Here is a 16,292-nt window from a genome sequence, read left to right as displayed (position 1 = left end):
AGATGGAGGGCCGGCCCAAAGGCTGGCGGAGGGAATGGCGTAGCAACCACTAGCCCAGAGGGCCGCGCTCAGGCGCTCGCCGAATCATATGGCACTTTGGTCTTGACCGGCACCCAGGCCAACAGTTCATCGGCAAGGTCGCGGCGGGATATCGCGACATTTCGCTGGCTGGGGATATCGACTGCGACCCAGCAGAACGATCCGGTCTGGCCGCAAATAGTCCGAGGCATGATATAGGATCCGTCCGCCATATATGGTTTTGTTTCGCTGCCATCGCCCAGCCCAAGCATCAGAGGCGTCTTCATCCTGTCAGCCATCTGGATTTCAGCCTTCGCCATCGGCATGCGGACAAGGCCAAGGCGATGCTTCAAGGCGCCCAATGCTTCGTCAGTTTCGCCTTTGCGACGTAGCTGCTGGCAGGCGGCACGGACCATTTCGTAGGTTTTGATAACCCAGGCTTCCGAAAATAAGCTCAACTGGTCGATGAACAGCATTGGCTGCTTGTCAGCCGGAAGCGCAAAAATCTCCAAAGCTTCGGCCTCCAACTGCCTGAGCAAGATGTCTAGCCGTCCATTGGCTTGAAAACCGATCCCGTGAACAGGCCCGGCGATACTAGCGAAGCTGTGCGACAACTTTGTCCATGCCGAGTTCAGTTCGTAGTTGTTGCTGATGCCCAAGGCCTGAGCAGCAAGAACCAGTTTCGTTGCGCTCATACTTCCACCCCCTCACCGCAACAAAGGCGGTCGCCATGCCTTCATATCCACCGCGTCGCTGACCTTGTACGGCGCACCCTTCGCGTTCAGGAACAATCGCTCCATCTCGGTCCGCGTAAAGGGCCGCGATCCGATACGCCCGAACACCGCGATCTGGCCGCCGGTTTCATCCACCGCACGGTCGCGGTCCAGGCCCTTGGACATCGCCACCGCCGGCGTCGGCGTGCGCGCCCAGGCGATCAGTTCGGGCTTTGGCGCGGGCGAGAAGCCGTAGAAATTGGGCTGGCTGGCGGGACTGGTCAGCTGGATCACCTTCATGCCGTTCCGCCCGTCCGCGACATAGGCGAACAGCGACGCGTTGGTCGTGCCGACGATCACATCCTCCGCGTCGTTCATCTGCCCCCCGAACGTCTCCTTGGCATAGACGTCTGGCCGCAGCGGATTGGTGATGTTGACGATGACCAGCCCCTCCGCCTTTGCCGCGACATAGGCGTAGGTGCGCGCCAGATAGATACGCCGCGCGTCGGCCAGCGGCACCGTGGCGGATGGCACGGCGACCGGATCGGTCAGCCGGGTGACGTCGAACAGCTTCAACCCTTCGGCATCCGTCACCCACAGATAGCGGAACTGGATCGCGCTCGCCCGCGCATCCTTCATCGGCCGGACAGCGGCAAGGCGCGGATGCAGCGGATCGCTCAGATCCACAACCACCAGCCCAACGTCAGCTGTAATATAGGCGATCTGCCCCGCCAGATGGATATGCCGCGCGCCGTTGAGCACGCCATCGGGGTTCCAGGTGACTGCGCGTTTCAGGAAATTGTTGCGGAACTCGCCATCGGCCATGGTTTCGATATTGACCATGATCAGCCCTTCGACGCTGTCCGTCACCGCCGCATAGCTGTAGATCGGCAGGAAAGGCTGCTCCTGGTTGATCTCCCGCAATTCGGGCGTGCTGCGCAGCGGGTTGATGGGCTGGTTCGTGGGCAACGCCATGCAGGTCGCATTCTTCGTCGCCACGCCGCTATTATGGCCGAGCTTCGAAAACGGCCCGCTCACTATCGGTTCGGAAAAGCCCTTGTTGCCGATGGACGCGACGTCATAGACGCGGAAACCGCCCTTCCCTTCGGCCACATACATATATTCGCCGCGCAGTTGCAGGCAGCCGACGCGATCGCGCGTGCCCTTCACGACATTGCGGAATTCCTCGATGGCCTGCGTTTCGCCCGAGGCCTTTTTGTCGAAGAAACGCCCACGAACCCAATTCTTCAATTCGCGCCCATTTTGCTCGACATGCAGCTTCCAATAATCGGGATAGGCATATTTCTGGAGATAGCTGCCGATCACCGCCTGCGGTTCATCCCATTCGGTGACGCGGATCGCTTCGAACCCGCCTTCCAGTCCCGTCCACGCGTTCAGGCCGACGAAGTTCACGAAGTTCGTGCCCAGCAACAACAATTGCGACATGATCGCATTATTGTCGTCCTTCTCCGACAGGTGGCAATCGGAACAGGTCTTTGTCTCTGTCTTGCGCACCGTATGCGGGAAATGCGGCGCGAACGCCTGGGACGAAAAGCCGATGCCCGATACCGGCGGCTGCTGGATATAGATGCGCTCGCGGTTGATGTTGGTGGACGACAGCACCAGAGCCGACGTCGAGCGCACCGGCGCATAGATATTGCCCTTGGTCGTCTGGTGCTTGCCTAGCTGGAACATCTCGTCCCGCGCGACCTGCGGGTTATAGGTCGCGAAGTTGCGCGTCTCCTCCCCCTCATAATGGTGCAGCGACGTTTTCCAGTTCGCCTCGATCGGCAGGTGACAGCCGCCGCAGCTTGTCGTCCAGCTCAGGTGACAGGTGAAGCAGGCCATATTCTCGTCATTATGCGCCCGGTCTTCCTTTGCGACGCCGGGGCCAAAGGCGAAACTGCCATCTTCCGCGCCCGACCGGCTCATCAGCTTGGCGCGCGCCGCCTTGGCGTTGAAATGCGGGCTGGTCGCGTCCACCGCGTCCTTGACCAGGCTCACTTCCCATTCAAGGCTGGGATCGACGATTGACCGCTGGATCAGCTTGCGCCTGCCGCTCGCGTCATAGAACCATTCGAACCGCCGCTTGCCATCCGGGTTGCGCAGCAGCGCCAGATTGTTACCCTTGGGCGGCGCGGCAGGGCCGGACGTCAGCAGCGTCGGATAGGCGTCCGCCGTGCCATGGCAATCCTTGCAGCCGATCTCGATGGCGTTCGCCACTTCGCCATAGATGAAGCCGTTGCCATGGCTGTCCTGCGCAAAATGGCAGTCGGCGCATTGCAGGCCCTTTTCGGCATGGATGTCCATCATATGGACGCTCTTGCCGGGGTTGACGCCGGGCTGAACGAACTTTGGCTCGCCCTTCTTGCGCCATTTCTCCGGGTCGTCGTTTGCGACGACCTTGCCATTGGCGTCGAGCAGATTGCCCTCGCGATCACGCTTGAACACGCCGCGGAAGTTCCAGCCATGGCCATGATAGTCGGCGAACTGCGTATCCTTCGCCTTGTCATTGAGGTCATAGACGTTGCGCAGGAAATCCAGGTCCGACCATTTCCCCTTCGGCGCGGCCCCTTCGGGATTGCGCTCAAGCGTCTGGTGCGTTTGCGCGGCGGTCGGATATTTCTGCTTCTCCGGCCACATCAGGCTTGCATCGGACTCATAGTCCCACATGGTGTAGCCCAGATAGCTGTTCAGGAAGATGTTGGGCTGGTGCATGTGGCAATTCATGCACTGCGCGGTCGGGATGGCGCGCGTGAATGTGTGGCGGATCGGATGCCCGCTTTCCTTGACCGCGCCTATGGGGTGATCGGGCTTGACTTTGTCCCCATGCGCACCCTTCAGCGCGCCGTGGCCGCTATCCTCATGCTGCACCTTGCCCGCGATGGTCGGGTCCACCGTGGCGGTCTGCCCGTCGCGGCCATAGGGAGCATAGGTCAGGCTGTGACGCGGCTCGCGGTCATTGGCATAGACGACATGGCATCCCGAACAGCCCGAATGGCGATAATCGCCGGGCTGATCATTGGTGCCCATGAACCACATATAAGGGTCGTTGAGGCGCGTCTTGTGCAGGTTAAGCACCGGAATCGCCACGCGCAGGCCCGTCCCCGGCCCGCGACTGGACTGCTTGAGGTCAGGACGCCCCGGCTCCTCCAGCCGCTGGATCGACCCGGTCGGATTGGGCAGGCCGATTTCCGGGAACTGCGTCGCGATATTGCGCCCGCCGCGCTCGAACACGCGGAACACATCGCCCGGCGGCGTCACCTGCCAGTTGGGCAGCGGATACAGCTCCGCCAGCGCCCCGCGCGCCTTCTGCTCCGCTGTCAGCGTGCCGGGCGGCGATCCGGGCGACACGATCTTCGCCGGCTTGCCATCGCGGGTATAGGCCTCGCCGAATATGTAATTCTTGTACGGGACGACGCCATTATTATAGGCCGCCCCGCCCCACAGCATCGCGCCCGACGCCATCAGCGACCGCTCCGCCGCCTCGATCGTCTGCATATGGCATGATCCGCACGCCTCGCGCGCCACGCGATAGTCGCTGGGATTGACGAAGCGCACGAACTCCGGCGCTTCCCGGTTCAGCAGCGTGTAGGTCCGCTTCGGGTTGGCGGAGGATGGATAGTGCCAGCTTTCGGGATAGCGCGGCAGCACATGCGCCCTGTCCCGCGCCGCGACATAGGCCGGATCGTCGAATCCGTGCGAAGGATCGCCGCGCACCGCCGCATTGCCGCCATGGCAATCGACGCAGCCCAGCATGACCGCCGGTGTCGCGTGCATGGACGGCTCGTCGGTCTTGGTATGGCAGCTGTAGCAACCGTCCGATTTCGCCGCGACCTGGTCCGCCGTCTGGCTCATCGGCGCTGGCGGCGTGACCGCATAGACCCGCTCGACCGGCTTTTCCGCGTCCGACGCGTGCAGGATGACCACCGGCACGGTCAAGGCGGCAAGGATCAGCAACAGAAAGGCGAAAAACGGGCGCATCAATAACTCAGGATCAGGTTGCCGAGCACGGAATAATAATTCCGGTTGCGCTCGCTATTGGTGAAAAGGTCGCGAAATCCCGCGCCCGGCAGCAGGGTCGCGCCCGACAGGCGGAACACGATATTCTGCGTTGCTTTCGGCCGCCAGATCGCAGCGGTGGACAGGTCCCAGCCGATCGCCTTGGGAATGCTCCCTTCGTTCCGCAGCGCCTGCAGGGTGGCGGTATTTTCAAACCACAGATGGTTGGCGTTGGCCGAAATCCGCAGTTCGGGCAGCACATCGAAATCCGCCCCCGCGCCCAGCAGCATCGTGCCCGGATTGTTGGAATTCGACTGCCCCTGTTCCTTGGACGACCGGAGCGAATTCAATATGCCATTGCGGCCATTGACGCCGATGGCGCGACCGCCGCCAGCGAAGGGAATGGTCTGCCTGATCCAGTAGCTCGTGTCCGCACCGGCAAAGACCGGATTTTCAAAGATCGCGTCGAACCCGGTTTCGCGATTGTCATAAGGATCGCCATCCCCGCTCGCATACAGCCCTGACAGGCGGAAACGCATCCAGTCCTTGTCGATGCTCGCCTCCGCCGCCGCGAAGAACGCCCTGATCTGCGCAGGCTCCGACGTGAAAAAGCTGTTCCGATCCTCGCCCAGCGCGCCATAGGCCGACGCCGTCAGGTTGATCCGCCCGATCCGCCCATCCGCGTTGTAGCCCAGATACACGACATCATAATCCCGCCCGCGCAGGTCGCCCAGCAGGGCGGGCCGCACCGGAAAGCCATTATCGTCAACCTCGATCCGCCCCGCCTCGCGGTTCATATTGTAAACGGCGGTGATCTGGCTGGTCAGCCCCGGAATCAGGAAATCCTGCCGATACAGGTTCGCCAGGAACAGCCAGTCCCGGCGGGGCGTCTGCACCACCGAATTAAGGCCGCTGTTCGTGTCCTTCTCCAACCGCCAGAAGGCCGCAAGGTTGAACTGAAACCGATTATTGTCGCGATTGCCGAACAGCCGGATGCCCAGCTGCTGATCGTTGAACAGAAACCCGCGAAAGTCCGACTGGAACGGCTGTATCCCCACGCGGATCGACCGGAAGTCATAGCGATCCGACGTATTCGCCAGATGATAATCGACGAACAATTCCTGCACGCCCAGAAAATGGTCGGTGCGGCGCGACGGCCGGGACGGCTCGACGAACAGCACGCGCCGTTCGGGCACCTTCACATGATTGATATTATAGGCCAGCGTCAGCCGATATTCGATATCTGGCGGCTTGAACGCGGTCGATCCCTTGATCAGCGCGAAGCCGCCGATGAAGGTCTGGCTCAGCACATAGCTGGCGTCCTTGCCGAACACATCGATGCTGCCGGGCCGCTCGGTCGTCTGCACGCCCACGGGAATGGGAAAGGTGCGCGGCTCGACCACCGTGTCGCTCACCGCATTGGCGACGAAAAACCAGTCGTCGCCCTTGATCGGCAACCACTTCACCTTTTCCCGGTTGATCGGCCGGTCGCCCTTCAGCGTATTCTGGTTATAGGGGTCGAACCAGCGTTCCTTCACCACGCCCAGCGATTCAATCAACCGCCAACGGTCGGGAATCGGCACCTGATCCACCGGAAAGGCCTCTGGCGGCGGGGCACGCACCGCACCCTTGTTATCCTGCGTCACCGCCTCAGGCAGCGGCGCTTCATAGCCGGGTCGGCGGCGGCCATCGATCAACTGCTCGTCCGCGCCCACTTCCGGCGCGTTCAATATCTCCTCCCAATTGTCGGGGGGAGGCGGCGGCACGGGCTCGCCCGGCTGCGCCAGCGCAAGGATCGGCAGGAAGGCGGCGATCCCCATCGCTACAGCCCCTGACACACATTCTGGGACGAACTGTCGAGGAACGGCGCGAAGGGGCAGCTGACATAACGCAGCCGCACCGACGCGTTACCCAGGTCCACGACGATCCGGTCCGCCCGGATCGCAGCGGGCGCATTGCCGATGCCGCCGCCGCGCTGGCCGCCATTATGCGCGCCCAGGAAGCTGATCATGTCATCCTGATCAATGCCGTCGCCTGACACGCCGATCGCGCCCACCAGCACATTGCCGCGATAGATGGGGACCGAACCGGGGAAAATCTGAATGCCGTTCTGGACCCGGTTGCCCGCGCCTACGCCCGCCAGAGCCGAACAGCGCTGCGGCGTGTCGCTGGCGCTCGCCCCGGTCACAAAGGCGAGATGCGCGGCCAGATCGCCCACCACCAGCGCCGACTGCAATCCGGTGGAGAAAGGATTGAACTGCGCGATGGGGCGGGAGAAAGGCCCATTGGGCCGCCCCACCTCACCATCGGGAAAATAGGGCCGCGACAACAAGCCGTTCGCGCGGTCGGTAAAGGCATATGTCCCGGTCAGCGCAGAGGGATCATTCAGGAACGTCCGCGCCTTCCCCACGAAAGCCGCCACATCCGCGCTGCTGCTCGCCAGCAGGTCCGGCGCTGCATGGCTGCTCGAAAAGAACGCCGCCGTCCGCGCCTTCTGCAAACTGACGTCCGTGCCGAATATCGGCGCATCGGGCGACCGCACGATGCCCAGCGCCGCCCCGCGCGTATCCACGACGCTGATCGTCACCTGCGCCCGGCTGTCGAGCGGCTGCCTGATCTGCGCCCGCGCCCGGCTCATTATGGCAAAACCTTCCTCCAGCACCGCCGTCACTTCGGCGGCGGTCAGCGGCTGCGCCACATCGCCCCCATCGGTCGCCGCCCGGATGGGAAAGCGGTTCGCCCCCGACCCGTCGGACAGCACAAAGGCGTCACGGTTGGCAAATTCCCCCGCCCTCGACTGGCGCACGCCCGACGCCTCGGTCCCGTAAGCCACACCCGCCAGCACCATCGGCGCGGGTTCGCCATAATAGCCGCGCACCGCCACCAGCGCCCCGGCGCTGCCGTCGATCGCGGCAAAGCTCACCGCCCCGCTCGCCATCAATCCCGCATAGGCCGCATCGGAATAGCGAAGGAGCGTTCCATCGACGCTGATGCGATTGGCGCGGATATTGTCGGGCGCTTCAAAGCCCAGCGTCCCGGCCAGCGCGATAAATTCTTCCGGATCATTGTCGGTGTCGGTGACATCGGGATCGGACCCATAGACCCCATCCGCCATCACGCCGACGCCGCCGACCACAACGCCATTCTTGTAAAGCGGGAAGCCCCCCGGATCAGCCGCCAGACCCAGCGGCGACCGTTTCGGCCCGATCATCGCCTGGGCGCCCGACGACATGAAGCGCGCCGACAGGTCCGAACAGGGCAACTGGCTGAACTGCACCCCGAACAGCGGCCCGCTTTCAAGGCCCACTGTGTTCGGCGCTGGCGGAAAATGCTCCTGCACGATCATGCTCGCCGTGCGCGTCGAAAAGGCATTGCCGCCGCTCGACAGATAGGCGCCGGTGATCGCCTTTGAAATCGCGCCAGCCTCCGCCGGGACGGTCAGGTTCTGCGCGTCGATATTCTGGCCATTGGGCGCGGCGCTCGTGGTGGCGCTCGCCCGCGCGCCGTTCATGCGGAACACCGCCAGCACATTGCCCACCCGATCGGTCACGGCGATGACGGCGGGCAGGCTGCGCGCCTGCGCTTCGGCGACGGCATGGCCGACGACATTTTCCACATCGGCGACGGTCAGCGCCTCCTGCGCCGGATCGGCATAGAGCCGCGTCGGCGTGGGCGTAGGGGTCGGCGCAGGCGTAGGGCTGCCCCCGCTCCCGCCATCACTCCCGCCGCCGCCGCAGGACGACAGGATCAGCGCAGTCGCCGCGAGCAGGGCGCTCAGCCTGTGCCGCGCGCCGCTCACCGCAATGCTCCGATGCTGCGCGCGGCATTGCCCAGCGCGCTCCTGAACATTGCGGGCTGATAGCTGTTGGGTTCCTTCACCGCAGCATAGGCGCGGTTGACGTCCGCCCGGATGCCCGCCGCCGCGCCCACCGTCACCTGGCCCGACTTCACCATGCTGTTGAGCAGCGTGTCTATCGCCATCACCGCCTGCACCGATCCTTCATAATCGGTGAAGCGTGGGGCAATCGCGCCGCCCGCAATCTCGCGCACGATGGCGAACGCCATGTCGCCCTTCATGCCCCCGCTCGCAAAGGCGTCGCCCAACGCCCGCGCGCTCGCCGCCAGCTTGGCCGCTGCCGCCACCGCCGCCCTTCGATCGGTCGCGATGGCCGCGTGGAAAGCGCGGCTGTCCGCATCGAACCGGCCCACCAGCCCCGGCGCAGCAACCCGCGCGGCGGCGGACAGCAGGATCATATTCTCGTCATTGAACGGCGGCATCCCCGCCGGGATCGGCCGTCCGGGATTGGCCTCCCACGTCTTGGTCCGCTCCGCCTGGTCGTAGATGCGCCGGTGGCAGCTTTGGCAATCGAAGAAATAGAATTCGGGAAAGGCCCCTTCCGTCCCCTTCGCCCCGGCATAGAGGGTAAGCGCGCGTTCCACCGCCATCGCCTGACCCACGGCCCAGAATTTCAGGCTGTCGGTCCGCCCCTTGCGCCGCGCATAGTCGGCATCCTCGTCATGATGCGCCTGCATCGACGAAAACAGGTCGAGTTCGAACGAGATGCGCGGATGCCCCGCCGCCATGATGCGATGATCGACGAACTGTCCGGGCCGGTCGCTGCCGAAATGGCAATCGAGACATACCGAAGCCCGCGCCTGTGGGCGCTCCAGCGGGATCATGCCCGCCGCGACATTGCCTGCATGGCTGGCCCCCACGGCATAGTGGCTCGCAATCCATCCGCCCGCAGGGCCGTGGCACGCCTCACACCCCACGCCGTCCTGCGCCAGGAACCGCGCGCCCCGCGCCGCGGCGGGCGTTGAGTGACATCCCAGACATGCGGGCGCCGCCGTGGGATCGCCCAGCCCCAGCGTCGCCGCAATCTGCCTGCTCCGCGTGCCGGACAGCACCGCGAAGGCCCGGCTATGCGCGCCGCCGGGGGTCGAAGGCTCCTGCCAGCGCATCAACTCGTCCTGGCGCACGACCTTGCCGTCGCCTTCCATCCGGCCGTGGCAGGTGGAACCCGCGCAGGAGGCAACCCCGACGAACGCCCGCCCGCCGGGCGCATCCGCCGCGCGCAGCCGGCTGCCGCCCGCACCGCTCAGCAGCAGCGCGAACAGCATCGCCGCCGCCAGCATCACGCCAGCCGCCCGCCTGCTCATTCTGTCGCCCCTTACGCCCCTCATTACGCCCCCTTGCGCACGACGCTCTTGCCGCGTCCCTCGCACCCTTTCAATCTGTTTCCGCTTATTGCGTCCCGTCGCCGCCGCAGGGCGCTTCCCCCGGTCCGCCGCATGGCCGATCCCACAGATCCTCGTTGCCAGCGCCCGTCACCGGCTCGTCGATCAGCGGGGGATAGCCCTGCGTCACCACGTCGCGCAGTTGGATCAGCGCCAGCGGAAATGCCCGCGTCACTGCCACGGTCGGGTCCAGCACGCCGTTCAACGTATCCCGGTTATCAATGCTGATCCCGGTGCAGGACGCGCCAGACCCGATGAAACAACCGTTGATCTTCGACCCGGCGGCATAGCTTCCGTCGATCGCCACCAGCGGGATCGTGTCCAGCCCCGTCGCGAACAGCCCGCCGCCGGTCGCCAGCCGCCCGTTTATGGCGATCTGCGGCCGCGCGGTTCCCGTGTGGATGGTCAGGCTGTTGGCGGTAAAGCCCCGCCGGTCCGCGAAATTGGTCGAAAGCCCGCTATTCTGGATATAGACGCCCTCGCTCGCGTGCAGCCGGATCGCCCCTGCGCGCAGCATCCCCTCATCCAGCGCCAGTCCGTCGCTCTGCGCCAGCCGCAATTCACGCGCGCCCAGCGTTCCCGCCGCCTCGACATCCGCAATCGCCGCCAGCGTCGCGGCGTAAATGACGGGCGCATTGAGGCTCAGTACCCCGCCCAGCGCGCCATTGGCGTCGCGGATGTCGATGGATCCCTGCCCGGCGATCACCTGCACCGCCTGCCCCGCCGACAGCGTCAGCCCGCCCTGGCCGCTCCGCCCGGTCATCGCCACCGCGCCCTGCACGCGCAGCAGCCCAGGCGTTTCGATGCTCATCACGCCGCCGCCCGCCAGCACGCCCGTGCCAACGGTCAGGTCGCGGACGATGACGTCGCCAGTCGCGCCGATAGTGAGATCCGCCGCCGTCACCCGGCCCAGCTCCGCCGCCGACAGGCTGTATCCGCCGGTCGCATCGCCCCCGCCAATCGCCGCCCCGCCAATCGCGTTGAAGCGCAGCAGCCCCGCCGCATCGACCCGCCCGTTTGCGCCGATGGCGATGTCGCCCGACCCGATCGTCACCGCCTGCCCGCTGACCTGCCCCGCAATCGTCGCAAGCCCAGCGGCGTTGAGCGCCAGATCGCCGCTCGCCACGGCGTCGGCGATGGTCATCGCGCCGCTCGACCCCAGGCTGATGTTGCGGCCAAAGGCGGTGATCGCCCCTTGCGAAAGGATGTCGCCGACCAACAGGTCGCCCCCGCCCGCATCCAGCAACGCCGCGCCGCCCGACCGCAACTGCTGCGCGTCGATGCCAGCGCCGATAAGGGTCAACGTCCCGGCGGCCTGCGCGCTGCCCACGCTCAAAGCAGCGGCCGATCGCAACAACAGGTTGCCCGTCCGCGCGTTGAACGCATTGGCGCTGATGCTGCCGGCGTCGATGTCGATGGCGCCAGCCGCGACCGTGCCGCCGAACGTCGCCACTGCGCCACGCTGCTGCAACAACCCGCCAATGTCCGCACCGCCCAGGTTCAGGCTGGCGTTGACGATCAGGTCGCCGCTCGTCACCGCATTGCCGATCTGCACGCCGCCCGGCGCGGTCAGCGTCTGGCCGTCCGCGTTCAGCGTGCCGATGCTGATGCTCGACGCCGACAGCGTGCCGCCACCCGCACCGATTGACAGCGCCCCGGTGACCGCGAAGTCCCCGCCAATGGCGATGCCCGCGCCGCCCAGCGCATTGCCGCTCGCGTCCGCCATGTCGAGCAGCCCGCCCGACGACAGGCTGGCCAGCCGGATGTCGCCCGCCCCGCCACCGCCCAGTCCAATCGCGACGCGCCCCGCAGCAGCGATGTCGCCGCCCGCGCCACTGACATTCCCCTGCGCGAACAGCCTCAGGTCGCCGCCCGCCGCCAATGCACTGCCGCCCGTCATGCCGATGTCACCGCCCTGAGCCAGCAACGTCGTCAGCCCCGCCGACCGCAGCGCAGCGCCCGCCACGCCGATGCCGCCCGGCGTCGCCAGATAGATGCTGCCCGCCGAAATGCTGTCCAGTCCCGCCGGACGCGCGCCGTGGCTAACCGTGATCCCCGTGCCCGAATATCCGGTCAGCGCGCCCGCGACCGCCAGTGCGCCGCCGCCGGTAAAGGCGAAGGACAGCGGCCCCTGCGTCGTGAAATCGGTGGCCCCACCTACCGTGACCGGATTGCCGGAAGCGGAAAAGTCGATGCCGGTAAAGCCCGGCGCTACCGCACCCAATGCGCTCAGCGTCATCGGTCCTGTGATTCGCAAGCCGCCGCCTGCCGCCGTGCTGCTGTCGGCAAAGCCGATCCGCCCGCCGGTCGTGCCGCTCGCGCTTATCGAAAGCGACGCCAGCAACCTTTGCGCGCCCGGCCCAAGCAATGCGCCTCCGCCATTGGTCAGCGATGCCGTCCCGCCGCTGGTCAGGCCGTCAACGCCGCCCGCGCCGCCCAGCCCGGCGACCCCATTGGCCAGTAACGTCAGGTCGCCCAGCACAAAGTCAGCGTCGCTCGCCTCGAACGAAGCCGCTCCACCTGCCCCCGAACCGCCATTGCCGCCAACGCCCGCGCCAAGCGCCGGGTCGGTCGCCGCGCCCCCGTCCGCGCCAGCGCCGCCATGCCCGACCGCCGAAATGCTGTAGGCGGGCAGCGTCGAAAAAGCGCTGTTGACGCGCAGACGGCCACCGTCGATGCGCAAGGTGGCGGCTCCGCCAGCCGCCTGTCCGCCCGATCCGCCCGCGCCACCGGCGGGGCCGTCCTTCCCGGCCGATCCCGCGCCGCCAAATGCGTCGCCGCTCAGCGTCATCACCGCGCCAATGATCGCGTCGGCCTCCGCGTTGATCGCAAACAACGCCGTGCCGCCCAGCGCGTCGCCGCCATCGGCTCCCGCCAGACCAAGCCCGCCCTGAAGCCCCACGGCCCCACCTGCGCCACCCAGCGCCTGCGCCAATACGCCAATATCGCCCGCGTTGAGCGAGGTAGATGATCCGGTCAGCCCCAGCGTCGCGCTTCCACCCAGCGCATCGCCGCCGCGCCCGCCCGCGCCGATCTGGCCCGCGCCACCCGCACCGCCGATGCCGGATGCGGACACGCGCAATTCGCCACTGACGCTGGTCGCGCCAAAGCCGATGTTGAGCGCCGCGATGCCGCCTGTTCCTGCTCCGCCCGCGCCACCCGTGCCGCTGATCGCGCCAGCGCTGCCGATGCCGTCGGCGCTGACGATCAGGCTGGCAAAGCTGGGATCGACATCAATCAGCATGTCGGCAACGCCGCCCTGCCCAGCGCCGCCCGCGCCGCCCTGACCCGAACCATAGACGTAGATCGGCTCATCATTGATGTCATAGCCGCTGATAAAACCGTTGATCCCGGCATGGCCGCCCTGACCATCGGCCTTCACCGTCAACGCGCCGATCACATGGCCTTCGTTGAGATAGGCGACGCTGGCCGTGCCGCCCGTGCCGTTACCCGCCGCGCCGCCGGGCGCGCCGCTTTCATTGTCGCCGCCCGCGCCGCCGATCCCTTCGGCCGACACCAGCAGCGACGGAGCCGTCAGCGCGCCGCTGGCCAGCGTCAGTCCGGCCGTGCCGCCGGTCCCGCTGCCGCCCGCGCCCGCGACATACAGGCCGCCCATGCCGTCCGATCCGGCTATGCCGCCCACGCCGCCATGGCCCTCCGCCCGGATGCTCAGTTCCTGGCTGACGATGATCTGCCCCGTGCCGCCAACGTCCATCAACAACCCGGCAGCGCCGCCGACGCCAGCGCCGCCATCGGCGCCGTTCAGGCCGGAAGAAAAAGAATAAAAAGGATCGCTGCCGCCACCCGCGCCAATGGCCTGGATACGGATCATGTCGGCGTTCAGCACGCCGCCGCGCGATTCCAGCAATGCCGTGCCGCCAATGCCCTGCCCCGCCAGGCTGGTGACCTCATCCACCGCATTCGCCGCGCTGCCCGCGCCGCCAATGCCGCCCGCCACCAGGTCCACCGACCCGATGGTGGCGCTGCCGCCCGTCATCAGGAACTGGACCGATCCGCCCTGCCCGATGCCCGCCTGAAACGGCGTGACGCCATCGCCGCATTGCGGGCAATTGACGTCACTGGAACCGCCTTGGCCATAGGCGCTGGCGAACAGGCTATCGGCCGTCATGCTGCCGCCCGCGACCAGGAAATTCACTGCCCCGCCGGTGCCGTTCCCGCCATCGCCCTCATTATAGGCCGATCCCGAAAGGCTCATCGACGACATCAGGCCTTCCGACTCTTCCGAGCCTGTCGTGGATGCGCCATCGGCATAGGCGGAAATCGCGCCAAAGCGCATGACGGCGCTGCCTGCCGATCCGGCCCGGCTTTCCACCGTTATGCTGCCGCCCAGCCCGTCACCGCCCCGACCCGCGACGCCGTCAAAGGATGGCGTGCCGCCGCCGACGCCGCTCGCCCGTATGTCCAGCGTGCCGTCCGCCGTGAAATCGGCATCGGTCGCATGGATCAGGATCGACCCGCCCGTTCCGTTCGCGCCATTCTGGCCAAAGCCGCCGCTGCCATCGGCACGGATGTAGCAAAAGAAGGCGCAATCGGCGGTCAAACTGCCGCGCAGCCCGCCCGCCGCGCTCGCCGACATGGTGATGCTGCCGCCGGTGCCCGTGCCCGCGACGCCGCTGGCGTCGCCGCCGGTGCCATTGACGTAGATATCCATATAGCCGGTCGCGATGCTGCCACCGGCTGCCGACACGGCAACGGTTCCGCCCAGCGCATTGCCGCCGGTCAGCGGCTCCGGGAATGCATATTCAACCCCGGCTGACGCGAACAGCGACACGTCGCCGAGATTGATCGCGCCGCCCAGCGTCCCGCTCGGCCCCGCAGCGGTCAGCGCCGACATGGTGATGGACCCACCTGTCGCATTGCCCGAACTGTCGCTGCCCGCGCCGCCCGTCGCGCTGGCGTAGGCCGACAGGCTGGCTGCGCTGATCGATCCGCCGGTCGCGATGACGTTGATCTCGCCGCCCGCCGCATCGCCGCCTGCCAGCAGGGGCGCGTTTACGCTCCCGCTCAGGCCCGCCGCGCTCACATCCAGATGCATCGCGCCTGCGACGCTGATCTGCCCGTTGCCCGCGTTGGTCGCGCTGCCGCCATAGGTCAGCACATCTATCTTGCCGCCCGTGCCACCGATCCCGGCGGTCAGGTCCATGTTGCCGCCGACGCTGATTGCGTCGCCCTGGTCGGCGCGCAGCGTTATGGCGCGCTCGGCCATCAGGTCGATGGACCCCGCAAAGGCGACCGTGGGTGCGACATCGGGCCGAACGGTGATCTCTCCCGTCGCCTGTCCCCTCACATCTGGCTGCCATATGCCGCCGCCGATGCTGATATCGGCCTGGCCCGTGGCGGTCGCGTTGCGCGCGCCAAGCGCGCCTCCACCGACGTCATAGCCCGCCGCCAGCACCACCGCGCTGCCGTCCTGCACCACGCTGTCCGCCGCGTCATAACCCACATTGCCCGACAGCAGCATGGTCAGCGCGTTATTCTTGGGCACCGCGACCATGAATACACGCTGCGCATCCGTTACCGTCGCGCCCGGCCGCTCGGTCGATCCCGTATGCACCACGCCATTGGCGTCGGTCGTCCCGGCGCTGATGCTGATGTCGAACAGCCCGCCATTGATGGTGATGTCCGCCGCTTCCGCGCCGACATAGGCCGCCGATCCGTTGACCTGCACCGTCCCGCCCTGCACCACCCGTGGCGCGACCAGCGCGACATAGCTGCCGGTGGAAAGCGCCTCGATCTGCGCGCCGCTGCGCACCTCCACCGATGTCAGGGCATTGGCCGCGCCCCGGAAACGGATCGCGCCCGACACGGGATCATACAGGCCCCCGGTCGAATCGATGTCGTTGCTGGTCAACACCAGCGACCCGACGCTGAACAGGCTGGTCGGCCCCGCGACGATGCCGCCCGGCGCGTAGAACCACACCTTGCCGCCGGGCGCGCCGTCGATCCGGCTCTGCACCGTTCCGTTCAGCGCGACCACGCGCGACACCGGCACCCCGCTGCCATTTACCGGCAGGATGCGGTTCAGCACCGTGAAATCGCTGACGCCCGACACATTGTTGGTGAACAGCGCCGTCTTGTCGCTGGGCAGGAAATTGATCTCGCCCGTTCCCGAAATGTCGTTGGGTTGCCAGTTGATGATCGTTTCAGGATTGTTCAGCGTGATGACGTCAATCGTCCCACCCGCCGTTCCCTGCGCGATGGTGGGCGATCCCGTCGATGACGTCACCGACCCCTGAAACGCCGTCTGCGCCCGCGCCTGAGGCATCAGGCACGCCGCCGCCAAAGCCGTTACGCTTACGC

General features: G+C 66.4%; 6 protein-coding genes. All 6 read right to left on the bottom strand.

What is annotated here, in order from left to right:
- Positions 1-68: 68 nt before the first annotated feature.
- Positions 69-713: a hypothetical protein gene (locus B6S01_RS18430; RefSeq protein ID WP_037469319.1), complete on the bottom strand. Its 645-nt coding sequence runs from the start codon at positions 711-713 to the stop codon at positions 69-71.
- Between the two features lie 12 nt (positions 714-725).
- On the bottom strand, positions 726-4,715 hold the full coding sequence (locus B6S01_RS18425; protein WP_037469316.1) for an LVIVD repeat-containing protein: 3,990 nt from the start codon (positions 4,713-4,715) through the stop codon (positions 726-728).
- A complete protein-coding gene (locus B6S01_RS18420; protein WP_037469313.1) occupies positions 4,715-6,553 on the bottom strand; it encodes a hypothetical protein in 1,839 nt (612 codons plus the stop codon). Before B6S01_RS18420 ends, B6S01_RS18425 begins: the two co-directional genes overlap by 1 nt.
- A 2-nt stretch (positions 6,554-6,555) precedes the next feature.
- Positions 6,556-8,532 (bottom strand): heme-binding protein, encoded by a 1,977-nt coding sequence (locus B6S01_RS18415; RefSeq protein WP_037469310.1) that lies wholly within the window; start codon positions 8,530-8,532, stop codon positions 6,556-6,558.
- The gene (locus B6S01_RS18410) at positions 8,529-9,893 is read right to left on the bottom strand and encodes a cytochrome c family protein (RefSeq protein ID WP_231568098.1); all 1,365 of its coding nucleotides are present in this window, start codon (positions 9,891-9,893) and stop codon (positions 8,529-8,531) included. Before B6S01_RS18410 ends, B6S01_RS18415 begins: the two co-directional genes overlap by 4 nt.
- 85 nt (positions 9,894-9,978) lie before the next feature.
- Positions 9,979-16,257, bottom strand: a complete 6,279-nt coding sequence (locus B6S01_RS18405) for a beta strand repeat-containing protein (RefSeq protein ID WP_051908607.1) — start codon at positions 16,255-16,257, stop codon at positions 9,979-9,981.
- Positions 16,258-16,292 lie beyond the last annotated feature (35 nt).

The organism is Sphingobium herbicidovorans (genome assembly GCF_002080435.1).
Taxonomy (GTDB): Bacteria; Pseudomonadota; Alphaproteobacteria; order Sphingomonadales; family Sphingomonadaceae; genus Sphingobium; species Sphingobium herbicidovorans.
This window is presented reverse-complemented; position numbering and strand designations above follow the sequence as displayed.

Excerpts from the sequence above, each read along its gene's own strand:
- B6S01_RS18420 (WP_037469313.1), bottom strand. The coding sequence starts at position 6,553 with ATGGGGATCGCCGCCTTCCTGCCGATCCTTGCGCTGGCGCAGCCGGGC.
- B6S01_RS18430 (WP_037469319.1), bottom strand. The coding sequence starts at position 713 with ATGAGCGCAACGAAACTGGTTCTTGCTGCTCAGGCCTTGGGCATCAGC.
- B6S01_RS18410 (WP_231568098.1), bottom strand. The coding sequence starts at position 9,893 with ATGAGCAGGCGGGCGGCTGGCGTGATGCTGGCGGCGGCGATGCTGTTC.
- B6S01_RS18425 (WP_037469316.1), bottom strand. The coding sequence starts at position 4,715 with ATGCGCCCGTTTTTCGCCTTTCTGTTGCTGATCCTTGCCGCCTTGACC.
- B6S01_RS18405 (WP_051908607.1), bottom strand. The coding sequence starts at position 16,257 with ATGCCTCAGGCGCGGGCGCAGACGGCGTTTCAGGGGTCGGTGACGTCA.